Source organism: Vibrio sp. 811, from assembly GCF_033339195.1.
In genome coordinates, this window is record NZ_JAWOUB010000024.1 from 1 (window position 1) to 17,997 (window position 17,997).

Consider the following 17,997-nt stretch of genomic DNA (forward strand, 5'->3'; position numbering starts at 1 on the left):
GGGGTGTAGCTCCAATTGGCAGAGCAGCGGATTCCAAATCCGCGTGTTGGGAGTTCGAATCTCTCCACCCCTGCCATTTTTCCCTTAGGGGATATGAAAAGCCTCAACTTCGGTTGAGGCTTTTTGCCATCTAGTATTATGAAAATAAAGAGTTTCAGATCTCTTGCCTATCAACCCCATCAAAAGCTCATCAGAAACGTTCATAAAGCCTCTCCAAAACACTTCCGGTACATATCCTGAACTTTCAGCTTCGACCTCGTGGTGAGCTATACAGCTATGAATAGCGCTTGCGGCTACCTAGGGTTAATATTGCCAACAAACACCTTTCATAGAAATTCGCGACTGGTATGGTCTATATCCGGTCACGATGTACTACCGATCTGGTGAGCGAGACGAGTTCATATCCCACTGTTCTTTTAGTCGATAGAGCTAAGGCATGTCGACACTCATCAGACGGTGAGCTACGGGGCATCGTTTATATGGTTTACCTTTATCCGAGTTGTGTAAGGTATCCGGGGATAAATCTCAGTCCTTGTTATAGCAATGTAGGAGTGTTGCCGATGTTTGTTTATTCATGCTGTGGTGATGATTAGAAGTGAGATTACAACGCTGAGCAAAACGAGAATGACGGCAATATACTATTGCTAAAGACTGCTTTTGAGATTTATCCCGAATCCCTTCGATATAAACCGTTATAGTACTTTCTGTGAAGTATGGAGGGTGGTTAAAAGTCTATGTAAAAATTAACAAGTATCTCTATTGCTAGGTGCTTACCTTTAGGGTTATTCGAACTTTTGGAACTGAATGCGGGGCTCACACACAACCAATCACTTAAATTGTTTGAGGGGGGAGGTGTGTTTGTTGGGGGAGGGAGGCGTGTCATCACTTGAATGTGAGAACTATATACTAGTAGATATGAAAACAGCTCGGTTAGAGCCGAGCTGTTATAGATATTAGCTAATAATATTTAGGTTTTTTAACCTAAACTTCATAGCATCTTTAGATGTATCAAATTTAGATGCTAATTCTTCAATAGCTTGTTCTAGTGAAATCTTTTTATTTTGCTTTTTGTAGAGGCTTACAAGCTTAGATACTTCTTTTTTAACAAGCTGTGCAGGCATCAAAAGCTGAGCTGCAAATCTATTTGCACGTTGTTCAATGTAACTATTGCTTCCTTCTTTTCGGTTCAACCGTTCAATGAACTCTTCATTGACATTAGTGTCATTTAAAGAAGGGAATATATCGAAAACAAGGTGCCCTACTTCATGCGCTTTCGTAAAGCGCATTCTTGTGTCTGCTTCAGTCGGGTTTGTCCAGATACGCACGTCTTTGACGTTATTTTCATTGTCACGTTTTACGTGAATAAAGCCAGCAGTATTTAGATTTGATAAGTCCAGTTCTTCGCTAAGACTTACGCCTTCAATGCTGTTGATGATCAAATCAATATCGATTGGAAGCTCGATTGAATCAAGATCACCGTATACTTTTTTCAGAACATCTTGCGCTGAAGTAATTTCACTAATTTCAGAAAAGGTGATTTTTTTGTTGACAGTTATCAGCATATTACCCCCTCTTACTATTATTGTATTATGTCTGACAAATTACCGTTGTCGCTGCAATCCGGCGAATCTGTGCGCTGATTATACAGCTCTTTGTCTTTTATTCTATTGATAATCTGTTGTTCTAAGCCATCTGCGATGGTGTTCAACCTTGTATCGAGAAGTTCTGTTACTTTTGAATCAGTTAAAGATGTCTCTACAAGATTCCTCACTAAACCTTCTTTAGTCAGAGTTGCTCGTACATGAGTTAACGTTTCATCTTTTAAATCATTAATTTCTCTTTTTTTGTATGCTTTTGCTCCTAGAAAGAAAAATATACCAGCACATGCCAATATAATACTGAGCCCTGTTAGGTGATTAGCGTAGCTGTTTTGAATAGTTTCGAACATTGATGTGAAATTGTCCACACTTTGTTCCTGCACGGTCGCAACATTTTCTATCTTACTATCGAAACTCGAGGACAACATCACTATTTTGGTTTCAAATAGTTTCTCTTGATTTGAGATTGAGTCATTGAGGCTTTTGATATCAGACGAATTAGACTTTAGCGATCCTTCTAGTTCGTCGGTTTTGGTCGTAAGATTATTGATTTCATTGATTAAACACTTGTTGTACGCCACAAGTGAAGGAATGTCATTAGAAGTATATATAGACTTTCTATCAATTAGAAAGTTGAATTCGCTACAGTTGCTAGACATCTTTATCTCATATGAAATTTTGTTGCTATATTCTCGCTTAGTTAGCCAAATTCTTCAAACGTTTGATATGTTCGATAAGCATACATATTAGATTTATTACGCTAGGATTTTTGGATTATAACGTTAAGTAAATTTTCTTCGCTGTCGCGGCGGGTATCAACAATGAGATATATAGAGAATTACGAGATTTTGTTAAAGACTGTTTCTGAAATTTATCCCTGAGTCCCACCATAACAATCCACCTCAACGGCTTCCACATACTACATCCTTCACATTCGAGTATAAGTGTCCCTTCAAACATATATAAAAATTAAGTGACTGATAGAAATAGGAGCATTTTGTCATGACGCTTAATAGAACAATCAACCTGACCAATTCGATAATGAAAACCTTATCTGGTCCCAGTGCGGACTCTCGCTCTAACGATTTGGAGTGGTCTGACGGTGGAGGAGATAACAGTGTAATTGGTTTGAAGGTGCTCGTTGGACGTACTGGGAATCGGCGCTTTCATTTACGTTATTTGTCACCTGTGAGCCGGAAGAAATCAAGCATCACCATTGCTAGGTGGCCTGATCTCACGGTAGAAGAAGCTAGAGCTAAAGCGCGTAAGTTCAAGGTACAAATCGCTGATGGTATTGATCCGAAGCTAGAACGTGATTCCCGCTCTGCTATTGTGATGCCAGATGTGTACACTTTTTTCCACGAAACATATCTACCTTGGGCGAAAAATCGTAAGAGGTCATGGCGTGATGATGAAACACGGTTCTTGCGATGTAAGCCCATCTACAAAATTCCCATGGATAGACTTTCTGCTCATGCCATCATGAAGCTTCAATCCCACCTCGCCACTGAAACCTATAATGGTAAACCGTATTCTGTAGCCACGAATAACAGGGTTATTGCACTTGTTAAGGGATTTTGCTCACTATCATCTAAGGTTTTTGATCTGCCTAATCATGCAACTAAGGTTAGCTTACTGCCTGAGAATGGTGCCCGTGAGCGATTCTTAAATGTTGAGGAAACTGCTTTACTGATAAAGGTTGCTCGAACTTATTACTGTAAAGTGAAAGGGAATCTGATTGCGCTATTGTGGTTAACAGGTTGTAGAATATCTGAGTTAATGGAGAGGCAATGGAGTGACGTTGATTTTGATAATCGTACACTTTTCATCAAAACGACCAAAAATAAGAAACCCCATTTAGTCTATTTATCGCCACTGATGTTGGAGTTACTTTCTGAGCTTCAGGACTTAAAGAAACCGGGGAATCCACATGTGTTTCCCGGTAGTCGAGATGGGACACATATATCACCGCCACGTAAAGCTTTGAGGTTGATACTTGATCGTGCTGGTATCGACCCTGAGGGGGTTGTTTTCCATACTGCGAGGCATTCGGTAGCGAGTAATCTACTGAACTCTGGGATGGATGTTACGTCGGTTCAGCGCGTTTTAAACCACGCTGATATGTCGAGCACGCTTTTTTACCGAAAATTTGATAGGACAGCGCTAGAACGTGGAGCGAATGCTTTGTCTGATATGGTTGAGAGAGCCAGTGAGAATATAGCGCTACCCGAACCTAAGTCATCTGAAAACTAATATTAAATGAAATAGATAGCCCCTGAATAGTTAGTTCTATTCAGGGGCTTTTTTGTATCTGGAATTTAGATGGAGAGATCGAATGAAAATTGTGAAAAGTCTTATTGATACTGAACAGTTGGAGTTGCCCTTACCGATTAAAGAGCAACTGATGTATCAGCTATTGCTTCCTTGGTCTGGCGATCGTGATGAGGCTGAGAAATTTTGGGAGGAAGTTTCCACCTGTCTGATTTTGATTGAGCGAAATGATACCGATCAAGACTTAGTTGACGTTGATGAAGATACGGAAGTCATTCTGTCATATGCGTTAGAAAACCCTGAGTTTGTCATTTTGCTACCAGACGAGACTGAACCCTATGTCTTTGCGTGCTGTGTCCATGCTGACGATGGCAGTGGAAGTTTTGTGGTGGGTTCTACGAGTAACACTACTCAAGCGATTAAAACGTTAATTGAACTGGCTGAATAAGGGGGAATTTGTATGAGCCAAGAACCTGTAACTGAGAACGAAGTTGATCTATTCACCATTGTTAAAGAAGGGCAGAGTCCAAAGCTTAGTCCTAAATCTGAGAGCTTCCTTGAGTACCAGATTGCCTATAAAGAGGATGATCAGGAGTTCTATATACGTGTTTCTAAAAATTCGTCGTCGGGATTGTTCTCGAACAGTTGGGTGCGTCTTGAAGCTATCTTTACGCTACTTGATGGTCAAGTTGGTAAAACTCTTAAGTCAGCAGCGTTGAAACCCGTAATAACAGGTGGAAGTAGTAATTCGTGTGGGTTCTTAGCGGCTATCCTGCGAACTATCTCTATCCTCGATCCTGTACCCGATAATGTGTTCTTACATCAGGTGTCTGGGCGCTATGAAGTGGTGAAGACTGAGCTTCGAGCACTAGCCTCTAACCCTGACTAATCTTTCATACCTAGCCTCGTTCTGAGGCGGTTTACTTAATTATTACAACGAGAATTTATTATGAACTTAACTCTTCAATTTGATGTTGAGCGATTTGTGCTGCCTATTAGCATAGACCTTCAAAATGCTTTAAACCGTATTTGTAACGAGTCGGGAAAGGTGTCGTCTTCAACTCAAGCTGTAACCGTCAACTTTCGAGAGCGTGCTTACTGTCCTGAAAATGGAGGGTATCACCCTGTCGAGATTCGTATCACTAGGCTTAATGATCAATGGGTTTTCGATTACATCACTGACTTTAGTTACTGTGGATTGATGCCTGAGCTAGAGAAAGAAATCGACTTTGATTTTGGGAATGGTGTGGCTTACATCCGATATATGGGTGAAGTTCCCATTACTGAATCCAGTGTCGCTGAGTTCTATTCGATGTGGGAGAGTAATTTTCTGTCCTACCTATCAATGGACTGCTTTGATGAGATTAAGGTAATGGCGGAAGATGCATAACGCTTATTAGCGTTGCGATGAACAGGAACTTGACCGGAGCGAGTAAGGGAAAAGTGCTCTACGGCTTTATCCTGTTCATTAGTTCAAGTAGGTGAATGAGTGATGGGATATTTGCTCTTAATTGATAAACCTAACTCAAGGATTGTACATCCGTTGCACCATGTTGGAACGTTTATGGACTGATAGAAAACTCCCATTGCGTCAGTGGCAATGGGAGTGAATTTAGTGGTTCTAAAATGAAAGTTTTTATACGTCGAATTATTTGATTGGTGAACTTATTTTGCATTTAGTTGTGAGTTTGCTGATAAATTAGTCATTTAATCGGACCTGGCTCAGCCAGTTATTTATTAGTTTATTAGCGTTAGCTTAAAAACAGCATCGTTTTGAGTTTTACCTTGCTCGGTATCGGTTTGTGATTCTGCTAAATCAGTCACTTTCCATACCCAACATAGGTGACTTAAAAATCAGAGCATAGTGGTAAGTTCTTGGTGAGGGAGGGCTGTAGTGGCCCAGTGAAACATCATTATGTCGCGGTAACTGGACAGCATAGTGCTCTACCATCAAGAAGGTACTGTTCACCGTCACTCAGTGTGCTGGCCTTCTACTTGGTTGAATCTAAATACGCTTGAAGCTCTTGCTTCAACAAGTAACCTATCCAATCAGGCGAGAGTACCTCTGCATGAGGTAGCCACGTTTTAAGTTGGCGTAGTAATTCTGGAATATCCTTGGTTTGGTGACTAATTAACACATCACCGGAATCTAGCTCTTTCAACATTCGGAAGTCATCAGCGTTACCTTCATTTAAGAAGGCTTCTACCCCTTTGGCGCTCATTTGAATAAGGACATCAATGGGGGTGAGTAACTCACCTTCGTATTCACAACCAGTCAGCTTTTGCTCAATGCTAGGGTCAGGATAGTATTTATCCTCGTAACGCACTAACTCACGAATCTTAGCCACTCTGAGAGACTCTAGACGGTTTCTGTGTGTCCCAGCGATGTACCACAATCCGCGTTCATTCAACAGTTTGTAGCTGTGGAACTCCTCGTAGGTTTCCCCTTCATGGCTAAAGCTAATCACGTTTCGTCGTTGTATCGATTCGATAAGTTTCTCGAACACTGAAGCACATTCACTGATGTCCTCGACTTGTGGGTTCTTGAAGAGAAAGGGTGGTGTGGTTTTGTTGTTCAATACGCCATTGCTTAGATAGTGCTTACCCGAAAACAACGTATCGAATCCCATGTTTAACAGTAGGAGAGATAGCTCATTATTAGTCTGTCTGCCTAGGAACTTGGGGTCTAACGAGTAACAAGCACCATCACGCTGAATCGGTAGGTAGTTTAACCGTTCATTGAAGTCACGATTTAACGTCCTTCTCGCTACTCCAAATTCACGACTTAAATCGTCCAGATGCAACTTCTCACCTGTATTCAAACGGGTCAGGATGATGCCAAGTCTTTTCGCTAGTTTGTCATGCTCTTTCATTCTACGCATTGTAGTTAGGTCACTCGTCAGGTGATGTCGTGGTCGGAAAGAACCTGATTATTTCTAGCTAATTTTCATAAGGTTACTGATATTGCTATAGCTTTCATCGGTTACCCCAAGGTATGTCTTACAAGGCATTCATCAATCATTTCAATATTTCTACATCTGAGCGACACACCCTGTCGTTCACCCCTTCTAAACTAATCATTCACGTTAACGCCGTCTCTTATAAGTGGCGTCATTACGTATTTAAGGAAAACAACAATGAAAAAATCAATCATCCTGCTAGGTCTAACTTCGCTATTCGCACCTTCAGTATTCGCAGGCGGCACGTTCGGTGGTAATCCGGGCGATATCTCGAAAATGAAAGAACTACTAGAGCCACAATGGAATGGCAAGGCAGGTATTCAGAACACAGCATCTTACGGAGTTATCGTGCAATGGAAAGCGGATGTCTGTGGAACAATGAATGGTCATGTTACGGATGTGACTCAATGCGGCCCAGATACTCCGAAAGGTAAAGCACAATAAGTTTTGTTGCGGAGCTTGGTTCACGATATCCCAGTTTCGAAATTGGAACTCTCTAGGCTGAGGTATCAATGAGCTCCGCAACACCCACAATCAACCAACAAGAAGGAGCCTTAACATGGCGATTAAATCAATTACAACACTCGTTACAACCTGCCCTGCATGTGGTGAGCGTGCTTATGATGATGGTAGCTGTCAGGTGTGCGGTCACTCTCATTAGGTAGTAATCGTAATTATCTAAGGGCGATATCGAGAGGTATCGCCCTTTTAGATTTCTAGAGGAAAGGAAAAACATTATGGCGAAAACACATTTTCATTCTAACTCTCAGCAGCGTTGGTTTAAGCCTAGCGTTTCAATGGGATTAAAAGGGGCACAGTATAGTTCTATTGCTGCATCTCGTGTTTGCCCTCAATTTATCGTTCTTGCGGGAGCTGTGGGGTTTGTTACTGGCGCTGTCATTGGTGGTGTTCTGGATGAGCTAGACGTTCTCTAATGATTGAAGGAGTGGGGGTAACTCTGCTTCTTTTTTTTTTTTTTTTTTTTCTTACGTTGATGGCTCAGAGTTCGTATTGACTATGGCTTTGATATGTCGAGTTAAGAAGATATTAAAGATAAATTTCACAACCAGTATTAGCAATGTAGAAGTGTTGCTGATGTTCGTTTCATTATCTAGTCACGATGATTCACTTTGTCATTGTTGTGCTCATTCTGTTCTAAATTCAGCACTGTTCCATTGCACTAAAAACAATGTTTGAAATTTAGTGTAGCAGGGTTTGGTTTTGTTGCTTCTAAGTAGTACAGCTTTACGTTTTTCAGACGTATCCAGTCTATAAGAAGAGGTTTTCTGGTCGATATTTGTTCGATCAGACAAGAAAGAGAAATTATTTTAACGAATGGCATCCTGTTTATGCATTCAGAACTATTTCGTATGTTTTTTGTTCTAAGAACTTTTACGGCAAGAAGAAGGCGCAACCCGTCGTTATTAAAATGCAGCTATTCACTATTTTGGTTTTTTAGTCATTACCTTTAGTTTAATTCGTTTAAAATCAGTGGTTTGAGTTTGGTTTGGGTGTTGATTATATTCTTTGAAAGATTAATATGTGCTTTCTTTAAACAACGGAGGGTCTGAAAAATGACACGTAAAACAAAGAGAAAAGGTTTCATCCATACACTAGATGGCAACACACTAGCTATGAGACTAATTGCCTCAATTATTCGATTAGAAGACTTAATTATTTTTCTCGAAGGTAAAGGACGACAAGTTTCCTACGCAAAGCTTTCAGATAAAGAGGGTAGAACTGTTGCCGATGCTGATGCTTGTACTGATGAGGTGATCAACTCAGATAGCTTTATCAACCTAGGCAAAGGTAATCACGTTCGTTGTTCTACTATCGAGGCGGTCGAGACCTGTAATGGTCAAGATCATAAAGGCATTCTGATTCGTGGTGAGGGTGATGCGATATTGAGCTTCCTGCCTATCTCCCAATTAGAAGCCCGTGAGAAGGTCGCTGAAGCGTTACATGATGCGCTGGTTTCTTATGAAGCTGGTAAGTTTGTACAACCTGATCTAACTAAAATCCTATCCACTCACTAATCGTACGAAGGTAAATGATATGAACACTCTAAAACTGAAAGACTTAATCGAAATGATCAAAAAATGTGGTCAAGATTGTCCGCAGGGTAACCGCAGAACAATGGGAGGACTACTCGTTCACTGTATTGAGAGTTACGAAGATGAACACGGAACAATGCAGCAATCTGCGTATTTAATGAAATATGTTCGTACCTGTATGAATAACAACGTTGAAAAGAAAGGTGTCGATAGCATTGGCTATTTGCAACTAATCAAGTTTGTTAAGTCATGGGCTCGCACAGCAAAGTTTAAGTAAGGATAACATCGCTGTAATACGGTCTAGCAAGCCACTGCCTACGTGCATTAGTCTCATCAGAGCATCAGTCCTTCGGGCGCGAAATTTCCTAAACTAGTCTCATCTCCGAGCACCCCTTTATTACCAATCTTTCTATATCCGATAACCGACGAAGTATGTCCGGTAATGGATGTACTTCGTCTTTTTTATTCTTAACGAATGGGTAAATAAAGATGAAAACGTTAGAAACAGTCCCAAAAACAGCCTATCAATTGATGCGAGAAACCGAGCGTGAGTTAGAAGACTTCTTTCAATCCACATTCTTCGATACAAAGTCGTTGCTTTTGGATGATCAAGTTAGCAAGTTCGAAGCCGAGCTGCGAGGGCGTGAGGAATCTAAAAAGGAAATAGATGAACGTATTAATCAATACTTAGAGGGGATTAAATCTGCTCCGTGGGCTTCAATGCGTGGTAAGGGTAAAGCTATTCATATATCGATAGACTCTGAGTGGGTATTTAACCCTGAGACGGGTAAGAACGATATTCTTTGCTACTCCTACAGTGTTCGCATTGGTGATAAGTCGTTTAGTGGCGTGAAACATACCGACATGGCGAAACTGATTAAGCAGTGTCGTGATCAAGGTCTGTCGAAAGAAGATGAAATGGATAAGCGTAAGCAGCTTACCCAGAAAGGTTATAAGGACAGCTTTGACAAATTCATCCAAGAGTTGCTTATAAAAGCTAAAGCTCGCGGTTTCATCGATGAATGGCCTGAGCATACCTTTATCTACGCCCACTTCTTACGTGCCGATATCGCTTCTTTCGAAGAGTTTTGGAACATTGGTAAAAATAACAAGAACCATAAGAACGCACTGACAACGGTTCAAGGTACTGTCACATCTGGTCGTGGTGCTTACGGTATCGATCTGGACTCAATCGGTCGCAGTAAGTACAAAATAGAAAACACTAAGTTCTACTCTTCATCAAATAACGCTTTCGAAACCAAAGTTCGCTTCGTCGATACCATGTTGCTGAGTAGCAAGGCGTCGCTTGATGAGATCGGTGAGTTGGTTGGTTTTCCTAAGATGACGCTACCGGACAACATGATAGAGCGAATGGATGACCTGTATTGTAAGGATACTAGTCTGTTTAATCGTTACGCGATTCGTGATGCGGACATTGCTTTGGAATATGGCTTGCGAATGCAAAAGTTCGCATTGGTTGACCTTCGTGAAGATATTGGTCTGGAGCTGAATAGCTTACCTTCGACATTAGGCAATCTTGGTGTATCGTTGTTCCGTGATTCATGTGGTGGTGCGGCTGAGATGCATCAGTTCTTAGGGTATGAGAAGCGCAAGAATCAGTACTACCATGCTAAAAGTAATTCTATCCGCAATTCCGTTGAACTGGCGAAGACGGTGAGCCGTGAGTATACCGATGCACTAGCTGTGTCCGCATTTTATGGTGGCGCTAATTTTGGCGCGTACTTTGGCCCCACGGAGGTCGGTGATTACAACGATTTCGACCTTTCCGGTGCTTACACCACGGCTCTCGTCGATATTCTCGAAGCAGACTATTTGAATTCGTTTGAGTCTAAGGATATTGAAGATTATCTCGGTCATAAGATGGGCTTTGCTTATGTTCGCTTCAAGCATGATGACAAGGAAAATTTTGGACTTTTGCCTTGCCGCACTTCACTTCGAGGGATCTACTATCCACTTGAAGGTGAAACGTACGTAACAGCGCCGGAACTACAATTAGCTCATGATGCTGGTGTAGAGATCGAGATACTCCATGGTCAGGTGATCCCGTGGAAGAATGGCTCTACATCTAAGTTTAAAGAGTTTACCAAGACGATTCGTAAGCAACGAGCTAAGTATAAAGAAAAGGGCAATGAGCTGTACGAGAAGCTTTGGAAGCTCATTGGTAACACTCTTTACGGAAAGGTTGGACAAGGCTTACGTGATAAGTCTGCTTTCGATTTAGCTTCAGGTTTAAGTAGTAAAATTCCTTATTCACCAGTGACTAATGCGCACTATGCGGCACATGCTACAGGTTTTGTTCGCGCAACCATGTTAGAAGTTATACGTAAGCTCAATGAACGTTACGGTGATGACATTAAGATAATTTCAGCCACAACAGACGGCTGGCTTTGCAAAGCCACAGAAGAGCAATTAGAGCCATGCTTAGATGGTCCATTAGCGCGTCGGTTCCAGCAGATCTGTACCGAAGTCAGTGGCGAAGACATGATGCAACTAAAGCACCATGCTAAACAGATTATCTCTATGAGGACTCGTGGACAATTGACTGCTGAATTGGGTGATACAAAACCGGTATGTGCTAAAGCAGGGACAAAAGCACCGAAAGGCGTTGATGAAAATGAGTGGATGGTTGAGCTGTTCTTAGATCGTTATCCGGGTCAGAAGGTCGCACGTAAACACTTAGCATCAGCACGTGACCAATGGTTAAAAGAGATGGATCTTGTCTCTATCCATACCGAACAGACACTTAACCTCGAATATGACTTCAAGCGTCGTCCTGTAAACCCTCGTATGGTGGAAGTTCGCCACCCTAAAAGCGGTGGAATGGTAGAGCACCTATCTTTCGATACGGTTCCATGGAATACCGTTGATGAGGGTTTAGATGCTCGTACTTACTTCGACGAGTGGCGTGTAAACAACTGTCTAAAAACGATGGAAGATTGGGACAATTGGATGGACTTCTATAAGGTTCGTAGTTATCTCAAGGGAACAGGTGTTAAATACCTAGAAGATGGCTCAGAGGGCATTTTCAAGGTGCAGATGTTACGAGCTATCACTCAAGGTAAATGGGGGCTACCAGAGACACCTAATCGCGCTCCTCGTGGTTATTACCCAAGCTTGATGGAGAAATTGGCAGATGGTGGCATTCAATTAACCAGCACTCAGGACTTGAGCAATGCTAAGGGACGTAAGCTACTTGAATCAGCGTTGCCAATCACGAGTCGCATGTTGCCACTGCTTTCTTGGTTTGTTCGTGAATATCCGATGGTAGATATGTCGCTTATTTTCCATCCAGACGAGGTTGATGAAGCGGTATTGATGCTTGAAGAATACAACCTTGACCATACTGAAAAACTCGCTGCGTAGTATCACGAAACACTCTCTAAGCCAGATTCCGAAAGGGATCTGGCTTTCTATTTCAGAACCAGTGGTAGCAATGTAGTGGAACGATTGCTGTTGTTTATCTGCCGTGTGCTGGTGGATTGCCCGAAGATAGTAGAGTAGCAATCTTGCTGAAGTAATCACGCACTCTACGACTGCTACTATCAGGGTTTGAAATTTTGGGTGATAGAAGTACGGAGGGTGACCTGCTTAATAGTTCTATGATTTTTATGGCTCATCTGAGCTATCTAGTATGAAACTGTATGATCTTGTAATAACATTTGTAGAAAACAGTAACGTATAGATCTGGAAGCAAGATGGCAGTTTTAAACCCTACCGTAATTGAATCACTTCAAATCGAGAATTTTATTTATCATGTCATTCGTCATGATTTAGAAGAGCCTTCGTTCAATGATGAAGTGACTTTAGAGCAGGAGCAGAAGGAGTTTTTTGAGCGACAAATACGTCGAGCCTGTGAAGGAACACAGTTTTTGTTTTCTAACCCTGAAGATAATACTTGTCGAATTGACTGCCTAGATATCCTAGGAGATATCACTACGCTCGTCCCTAAATCACGAGTTTTAACTCAACGTTTTTTTAGTGCTCACAACCGCACTATGAGTGATGGAATCTTTATTGTTGCAGTAGTATCTGTTCTGGTTGGTGATAAGCGACATAAGTTGCTTTCTTTCCTGAAAATTGACTTCACGACAGTATATCAACAGCAGAGAAATGAAGTTAATGGTCGACATATCGTATCTTTAACCCGAATTATTGACTCTTTGGCCGATACCCCGAGAGCTTTGCAAAAGTGGGCGATTCTAGATCCAGGAACTGAATTTGCTTGGGACGTAATCGCATTGCAGCGAGGAAAAACTGATAAAGTTAAAGATACCAATGAGGCTATCTCTGACTACTTTCGAAACTTCTTGCAAGTGATTGTGAGGGATAACCCATCGTCGTTAACTAAGAAGACTGTTGCAAAGACTTCTGATTGGTCAAAAGAAGTTGCGGGTTTGTTGCCACCGCATGTTAAGCATACAGATATAAAAGCACGTTCTGTTTCTTTCTTTGACTCTCACGACCAATTTGATACGGACAGTTACGTAGAACATGTTCTTGGTTCATTTATCCCGCCAGAGCTAAAAGAGGATGAACTGACAGAAGAGCAGCAACAACAAAAAGCTATATATCTACAACAGCAGACGGAGTGTAAGGATTCTCTTATTGATATGCTTACTACTAGTGAAATATCTGGACAGGTTTTCGAGTGTCGTCCAAACTCCATACCGTCTGCAAATCGCAAGAGTAAGTTAGTTACTGGTGAGGATGTAGCCATTTTCTTCAAAGGTGAATTGGCAGACAATAACATTAAGATCGACGAAGAAAACGGTGAGAAGGTGATTACCATTCGAACCACTCAGTTTGAAATGACCTAATGATGTTAGAGACGCTAAAACTACTGCAAATGCATTCAAATATGTTAGAGCTCGATGATCGTATCGAGTTCAACTTTTGTCCGCCTCAAATTCGTGACATTTATGGCGAAGATAGAAGTAGGTTTAGTTTCTTAAAGCTGCGTTGGGAAGGGGAGCTTCAAGATGACTGGAGTGTCTTTGAACAGATTCCTGATAACGCTCGCTGCAAAGCTGTAGTAAATAAAGGTGATGTATTAAATAGTGAAATATCAGTAGATGTTCAGGAAGGGGTCAACCAGTACCTATTTTTTTCAGAAGATGCTTACTCAACCTGGCTACAAAGAAATATTTCCGGCATTTTCGATCGAAATTGCTGCTTAAACTCTTCAAGTCCAATAGTCATCTGGCTTGGTTTTGGTGATGTTGATGTTAAAGGTGAGCGTTTATCCATCATCTCCTTGAGTAAGCAAAGTTCCCCAATTTTTAATGTAGCTAGTGGTATAAATATTCCTTCTAGTGACGATGTAAAAGCTCAGACCCACTTTGTGGGTCAGGCTGAAACAGTATGTGAACCTTTAAATTATCGATTACCTAGGGATATTGACGTATGTCCTTTGACCCAGCCTTTTTACAACGCGTATGAACAATTGCTTGCAGTTTCTTTATCCAAAGAGTTTTTAGGTTCGAATAGCATTGTTGTATCTGGTATTAAACGATTGAGTTTGAAATTGGTAGCAGATAATCATGTTTGCGATACTGCCCAACTAGGTTTGTTGGAATCTGTTGTTTCTTGGGTTTACGAGGAAAGAACCCAAGTTCGGCTACTTTTAGTGATGGATAGAATTAGTCTAGATCTTGCGGATGATTGTTGTTTTATACCTAGTATATACAGTCAGTTAACTAAAGCTCTGGAGCAAGCTAAAGATAAGTACGAGTTTGTAATAAAGGATAGAAAGGAAGCTCATGCTAAGGAAATATCTGACTTCCAAAAAGATATAAAGTCTGCTACCGATGGTTATTCTAAGTCTACAAATGATTTAGTATCGGGATTATTTAAAGATGCTTTATCTGCAATTTTCTTTTTAGCAATAATGCTGTTTTCTCGACTGATCGGGAAAGAAGATCTACTGGACTCTGAAAATATACATTGGCTTTTCAAAATACTCTCCGTGTATCTATTACTTAGTCCGGTGATCAGGATTTATTTTGAGAGACAGACTTTAAGTCTCTCCTTGGGTGATTTAGAACATTGGAAAGATACAACAAGAAATCATATTTCACATAAAGAAGTGAAGGATCTTATCGATTCTCGAACAAAGCCTTATAAATGTTTGTATAGAAAGGCAATGCTGCTAGTTTTTGGTGCTTCAATTATCTTGTCTATCTTTGCTTGGAATATACCTAGACTTATGAATCACGCTGCGCATACTGAAGAGCAGGTAGAGCAGGTAGAGCAGGTAGAGCAGGTAGAGCAGGTAGAGCAGGTAGAGCAGGTAGAGCAGGTTAGTAAAGCTCAATCTACTAATTAGTTGTCAAAATCGATATGCAATACATCACAATTCCCTAGGTAACTTAACAACGTACTAAATCTCAGATCCTGTTAATGATAGGAGTGCAGCGCTTCGACTATTAGTGATTACCAGAGTGTCATTGTCTTCTGGCAGTCTCGTAGGATTCTCGCTGGGAGGGTTTCACTAATCGCTGGTGGAGTTATAGCAATGTATCATTGCTAAAGACATATTCGGAAATTTAGCTCTAAGCCTTAGTGTGGTGGTAGCTGGTTAGCGATTTTCGATACGCTCTAGCAATGTCATGCCGTGGTGGAAGTTACCCAAAATATTAGCTTGTGAAATTGCCCATATGGCTCATGCCAACATAACTGACTAGTGCGATTGGTTATATCTTTAATGCAGCGAAATTATTTATTCCAAATCCGCGTGTTGGGAGTTCGAATCTCTCCACCCCTGCCACATATCAGGCTCTGACTTAGGTCAGAGCCTTTTTTGTATCTGGTTTCTTCTCATTATTACAGCTTATTTCTACTCTTATCCCGTAAGTATGGCTTTCTGCTGTACTTTGGCAGCATTTAATCTACTGAACGAACGAAACTACAGTTAGCTGTAATGATCAGTGGCCCGAAATTTTAATAATAAAGGGGAATCACTATTTATATTTAGTTACACTCAACCGATCTGGATTAATGAGTAACTATGTATGGATATATCTCGTCGACGCTTTCTTCAATCATCCTTAGCAATCTCCGCGCTTGCCGTTCTACCTGCATGTTCTCTATCTAGGAGCACTAATAAGCAGGGGCAATATATATACGATATCACTGCAGAGCCTTCTACTGCAGAATTGGTCCCTGGGTTTAACACAGACGTACTCGCATTTAATGGTTCGATTCCAGCGCCTGTGATTCGTTGTCGCCAAGGCGAGAAAGTTATAATTCGGTTTACTAACAAGCTTTCAGAGCCGACTACAATCCACTGGCATGGCTTGCGAATCCCTATTGAAATGGATGGTGTACCTTTCTTAAGTCAGTTGCCTATCATGCCGGGTGAAACATTCGTTTATGAATTTACACCACCAGATGCGGGCACATTTTGGTATCACCCACATATGAATAGTGTGAAGCAGCTTGGTAAGGGCTTAGTTGGGCTAATTATCGTTGAAGAGGCTGAGCCTGTTCTATTTGATGAAGAACAGGAAATAGTTCTAAAGAATTGGCATTTAGACAAACAAGGTCAGTGGAAGAACCTTATGGTACCGCGCTTGAGCGCTCGTATGGGGACTCCCGGAGAGTGGAGTAGCGTCAATGGTGTGCATGAACCTGTTTATACGCTGAAGCAGAATGCTACCACGCGATTAAGAATTGCTAATGTCGATAACACCATTACTTACCCGATCGCTATAGAAGGGGCAGAGGCTTGGGTTATTGCTATAGATGGTAATCCTGTTAAAACGCCTTATAAGCTCACTCAGCACAAAATTGGTCCAGGAATGAGGTTAGATATCGGATTGATTGCTCCGAAGGTTGGAAAACGTGTTTATGTGCGTCAAATGAAAGGACGCTTCCCATTCCCTTTGTGCGAGTTTGACGTTGTTGAGTCTGACCTGCCGAACAACCAGAAACTGCCTTTATTACCTCTCAACCCTGTGCCAGCTCTCGATTTGAAAAATGCAGAGCAAATCGATTATGTGTTTGAGTGGGAGGGCGCGATCACTCCTGCTGATAAATCGGGCAAAGCGATACCTAAATTCTGGCTGATGAACAAACGGGCTTGGGAGGGAATGAGCAAAGATAATATTCCAGCGCCGCTTTCAACATTGGAGATGGGAAAAACCTATATCTTCAACCTAAAGAACGTCACCCAATATCATCATCCTATTCATCTTCATGGACACACATTTACGGTTCTTGAGTTAGATGGCAAAAAACTCGACGAACCGTTTCATACCGATACGGTCTTACTTGGAAAAAACGGCAGTGCGAAAGCGGCATTTGTTGCAGATAACCCAGGGTGTTGGATGTACCATTGTCATGTAATTGAACATATGAAGACGGGTTTGATGGGTTACATTGAAGTAAAGTGACTCCTGTAACTTTTAAAATCTTGATAAGTTTTAAGCGCTATACTTTGCTGAATTCTAAGATTGTATAATCACTATTGCCGTAAATTTGATTACAATGTCGCCATTAACTTTTCTGGGGGAATTATGGGACAACTATCCGTTTTGGGTTTTATTGCATTGGGTGGTGCATTTGGTGCATGTTCTCGTTACTTAATTTCTGAACTTTGTGTCATTTTATTGGGGCGTGGTTTTCCATATGGTACGTTAACCGTTAACGTTGTTGGCTCATTTATGATGGGCTTATTGATAGCAGCTTTCGATAATGAACTTTTGGCAACGGAACCTTGGCGACAAGTGATTGGCTTGGGTTTTTTAGGGGCACTAACGACGTTTTCCACCTTCTCGATGGATAATGTGTTGCTCATGCAGCAGGGCGCTTTCTTTAAGATGGGATTGAACGTATTGTTGAATGTCGTGTTAAGTATTTCAGCTGCGTGGATAGGCTTTCAATTATTGATGCGCAGCTAGCAAAGTAGTTAAAAATTGAACAGGTCGGCTTGGTTTCACCAAGCCGTTTTTATATACTGATATCACTTGTCGGAGTGCCATAAGGCTGAGACCGTTAATTCGGGATCCGTTGAACCTGATCAGATTAGAATCTGCGAAGGGAACAAGAGAAGATATTCACACCGGAGTTCCTTCTGGTTGACCTATCAAAAGT

Annotated in this window: 16 protein-coding genes and 1 riboswitch; of the genes, 13 read left to right on the forward strand and 3 right to left on the reverse strand. The window is 41.3% G+C overall.

Annotated elements, in window-relative coordinates; all coding sequences use genetic code 11:
• Positions 1 to 953: 953 nt before the first annotated feature.
• Together R7Q46_RS21915 and R7Q46_RS21920 are read right to left on the reverse strand one after the other, a co-directional pair.
• Positions 954 to 1,562, reverse strand: coding sequence for an ImmA/IrrE family metallo-endopeptidase (locus R7Q46_RS21915; RefSeq protein ID WP_050549972.1), 609 nt, complete (start codon positions 1,560 to 1,562; stop codon positions 954 to 956).
• A 17-nt stretch (positions 1,563 to 1,579) separates the two neighbouring features.
• Entirely contained in the window at positions 1,580 to 2,257 is a 678-nt protein-coding gene (locus R7Q46_RS21920) for a hypothetical protein (RefSeq protein ID WP_031779440.1), read from the reverse strand.
• A gap of 343 nt (positions 2,258 to 2,600) precedes the next feature.
• Between R7Q46_RS21920 and R7Q46_RS21925 the strand changes: the two genes are divergently transcribed.
• The 4 genes from R7Q46_RS21925 (at position 2,601) to R7Q46_RS21940 (ending at position 5,259) form a co-directional block, all read left to right on the forward strand.
• Complete coding sequence (locus R7Q46_RS21925) at positions 2,601 to 3,851, forward strand: site-specific integrase (RefSeq protein WP_042779172.1); 1,251 nt, start codon at positions 2,601 to 2,603, stop codon at positions 3,849 to 3,851.
• Positions 3,852 to 3,933: 82 nt separating this feature from the next.
• On the forward strand, positions 3,934 to 4,317 hold the full coding sequence (locus tag R7Q46_RS21930) for a hypothetical protein (protein WP_031829737.1): 384 nt from the start codon (positions 3,934 to 3,936) through the stop codon (positions 4,315 to 4,317).
• Between the two features lie 12 nt (positions 4,318 to 4,329).
• A complete protein-coding gene (locus R7Q46_RS21935) occupies positions 4,330 to 4,758 on the forward strand; it encodes a hypothetical protein (protein WP_031779441.1) in 429 nt (142 codons plus the stop codon).
• A 60-nt stretch (positions 4,759 to 4,818) separates the two neighbouring features.
• Entirely contained in the window at positions 4,819 to 5,259 is a 441-nt protein-coding gene (locus R7Q46_RS21940) for a DUF2787 family protein (RefSeq protein ID WP_031779442.1), read from the forward strand.
• Between the two features lie 601 nt (positions 5,260 to 5,860).
• Here R7Q46_RS21940 and R7Q46_RS21945 read toward each other — a convergent pair.
• Positions 5,861 to 6,742 (reverse strand): WYL domain-containing protein, encoded by an 882-nt coding sequence (locus R7Q46_RS21945; RefSeq protein WP_031779443.1) that lies wholly within the window; start codon positions 6,740 to 6,742, stop codon positions 5,861 to 5,863.
• A gap of 264 nt (positions 6,743 to 7,006) precedes the next feature.
• Between R7Q46_RS21945 and R7Q46_RS21950 the strand changes: the two genes are divergently transcribed.
• From R7Q46_RS21950 to crcB, 9 genes are all read left to right on the forward strand, one after another.
• Positions 7,007 to 7,273 carry a hypothetical protein gene (locus tag R7Q46_RS21950; protein ID WP_318077792.1) on the forward strand — a complete coding sequence of 89 codons (267 nt, stop codon included), beginning with the start codon at positions 7,007 to 7,009 and terminating at the stop codon, positions 7,271 to 7,273.
• 293 nt (positions 7,274 to 7,566) lie between these two features.
• Positions 7,567 to 7,764 carry a hypothetical protein gene (locus R7Q46_RS21955; protein WP_017084383.1) on the forward strand — a complete coding sequence of 66 codons (198 nt, stop codon included), beginning with the start codon at positions 7,567 to 7,569 and terminating at the stop codon, positions 7,762 to 7,764.
• Positions 7,765 to 8,403: 639 nt separating this feature from the next.
• Positions 8,404 to 8,865 carry a hypothetical protein gene (locus R7Q46_RS21960; RefSeq protein ID WP_031779444.1) on the forward strand — a complete coding sequence of 154 codons (462 nt, stop codon included), beginning with the start codon at positions 8,404 to 8,406 and terminating at the stop codon, positions 8,863 to 8,865.
• Between the two features lie 19 nt (positions 8,866 to 8,884).
• Entirely contained in the window at positions 8,885 to 9,160 is a 276-nt protein-coding gene (locus R7Q46_RS21965) for a hypothetical protein (protein WP_031779445.1), read from the forward strand.
• Positions 9,161 to 9,372: 212 nt separating this feature from the next.
• Positions 9,373 to 12,267 carry a DNA polymerase gene (locus tag R7Q46_RS21970; protein ID WP_064490065.1) on the forward strand — a complete coding sequence of 965 codons (2,895 nt, stop codon included), beginning with the start codon at positions 9,373 to 9,375 and terminating at the stop codon, positions 12,265 to 12,267.
• A gap of 332 nt (positions 12,268 to 12,599) precedes the next feature.
• Positions 12,600 to 13,721, forward strand: coding sequence for a nucleoid-associated protein (locus tag R7Q46_RS21975; protein ID WP_031829733.1), 1,122 nt, complete (start codon positions 12,600 to 12,602; stop codon positions 13,719 to 13,721).
• Positions 13,721 to 15,229, forward strand: a complete 1,509-nt coding sequence (locus R7Q46_RS21980) for a hypothetical protein (RefSeq protein WP_031849573.1) — start codon at positions 13,721 to 13,723, stop codon at positions 15,227 to 15,229. Before R7Q46_RS21975 ends, R7Q46_RS21980 begins: the two co-directional genes overlap by 1 nt.
• Positions 15,230 to 15,914: 685 nt before the next feature.
• The gene (locus R7Q46_RS21985; protein WP_213872151.1) at positions 15,915 to 17,297 is read left to right on the forward strand and encodes a multicopper oxidase family protein; all 1,383 of its coding nucleotides are present in this window, start codon (positions 15,915 to 15,917) and stop codon (positions 17,295 to 17,297) included.
• A gap of 123 nt (positions 17,298 to 17,420) precedes the next feature.
• Complete coding sequence (gene crcB, locus R7Q46_RS21990) at positions 17,421 to 17,804, forward strand: fluoride efflux transporter CrcB (protein WP_005378811.1); 384 nt, start codon at positions 17,421 to 17,423, stop codon at positions 17,802 to 17,804.
• A gap of 60 nt (positions 17,805 to 17,864) precedes the next feature.
• Positions 17,865 to 17,963: riboswitch (TPP riboswitch) on the forward strand.
• The last annotated feature ends 34 nt before the right edge of the window (positions 17,964 to 17,997 follow it).

What these genes read in the sequence shown, in the direction of transcription:
- R7Q46_RS21915 (WP_050549972.1), bottom strand. Translation starts at nt 1,562, where the DNA reads ATGCTGATAACTGTCAACAAAAAAATCACCTTTTCTGAAATTAGTGAA.
- R7Q46_RS21920 (WP_031779440.1), bottom strand. Translation starts at nt 2,257, where the DNA reads ATGTCTAGCAACTGTAGCGAATTCAACTTTCTAATTGATAGAAAGTCT.
- R7Q46_RS21925 (WP_042779172.1), top strand. Translation starts at nt 2,601, where the DNA reads ATGACGCTTAATAGAACAATCAACCTGACCAATTCGATAATGAAAACC.
- R7Q46_RS21930 (WP_031829737.1), top strand. Translation starts at nt 3,934, where the DNA reads ATGAAAATTGTGAAAAGTCTTATTGATACTGAACAGTTGGAGTTGCCC.
- R7Q46_RS21935 (WP_031779441.1), top strand. Translation starts at nt 4,330, where the DNA reads ATGAGCCAAGAACCTGTAACTGAGAACGAAGTTGATCTATTCACCATT.
- R7Q46_RS21940 (WP_031779442.1), top strand. Translation starts at nt 4,819, where the DNA reads ATGAACTTAACTCTTCAATTTGATGTTGAGCGATTTGTGCTGCCTATT.
- R7Q46_RS21945 (WP_031779443.1), bottom strand. Translation starts at nt 6,742, where the DNA reads ATGAAAGAGCATGACAAACTAGCGAAAAGACTTGGCATCATCCTGACC.
- R7Q46_RS21950 (WP_318077792.1), top strand. Translation starts at nt 7,007, where the DNA reads ATGAAAAAATCAATCATCCTGCTAGGTCTAACTTCGCTATTCGCACCT.
- R7Q46_RS21955 (WP_017084383.1), top strand. Translation starts at nt 7,567, where the DNA reads ATGGCGAAAACACATTTTCATTCTAACTCTCAGCAGCGTTGGTTTAAG.
- R7Q46_RS21960 (WP_031779444.1), top strand. Translation starts at nt 8,404, where the DNA reads ATGACACGTAAAACAAAGAGAAAAGGTTTCATCCATACACTAGATGGC.
- R7Q46_RS21965 (WP_031779445.1), top strand. Translation starts at nt 8,885, where the DNA reads ATGAACACTCTAAAACTGAAAGACTTAATCGAAATGATCAAAAAATGT.
- R7Q46_RS21970 (WP_064490065.1), top strand. Translation starts at nt 9,373, where the DNA reads ATGAAAACGTTAGAAACAGTCCCAAAAACAGCCTATCAATTGATGCGA.
- R7Q46_RS21975 (WP_031829733.1), top strand. Translation starts at nt 12,600, where the DNA reads ATGGCAGTTTTAAACCCTACCGTAATTGAATCACTTCAAATCGAGAAT.
- R7Q46_RS21980 (WP_031849573.1), top strand. Translation starts at nt 13,721, where the DNA reads ATGATGTTAGAGACGCTAAAACTACTGCAAATGCATTCAAATATGTTA.
- R7Q46_RS21985 (WP_213872151.1), top strand. Translation starts at nt 15,915, where the DNA reads ATGGATATATCTCGTCGACGCTTTCTTCAATCATCCTTAGCAATCTCC.
- crcB (WP_005378811.1), top strand. Translation starts at nt 17,421, where the DNA reads ATGGGACAACTATCCGTTTTGGGTTTTATTGCATTGGGTGGTGCATTT.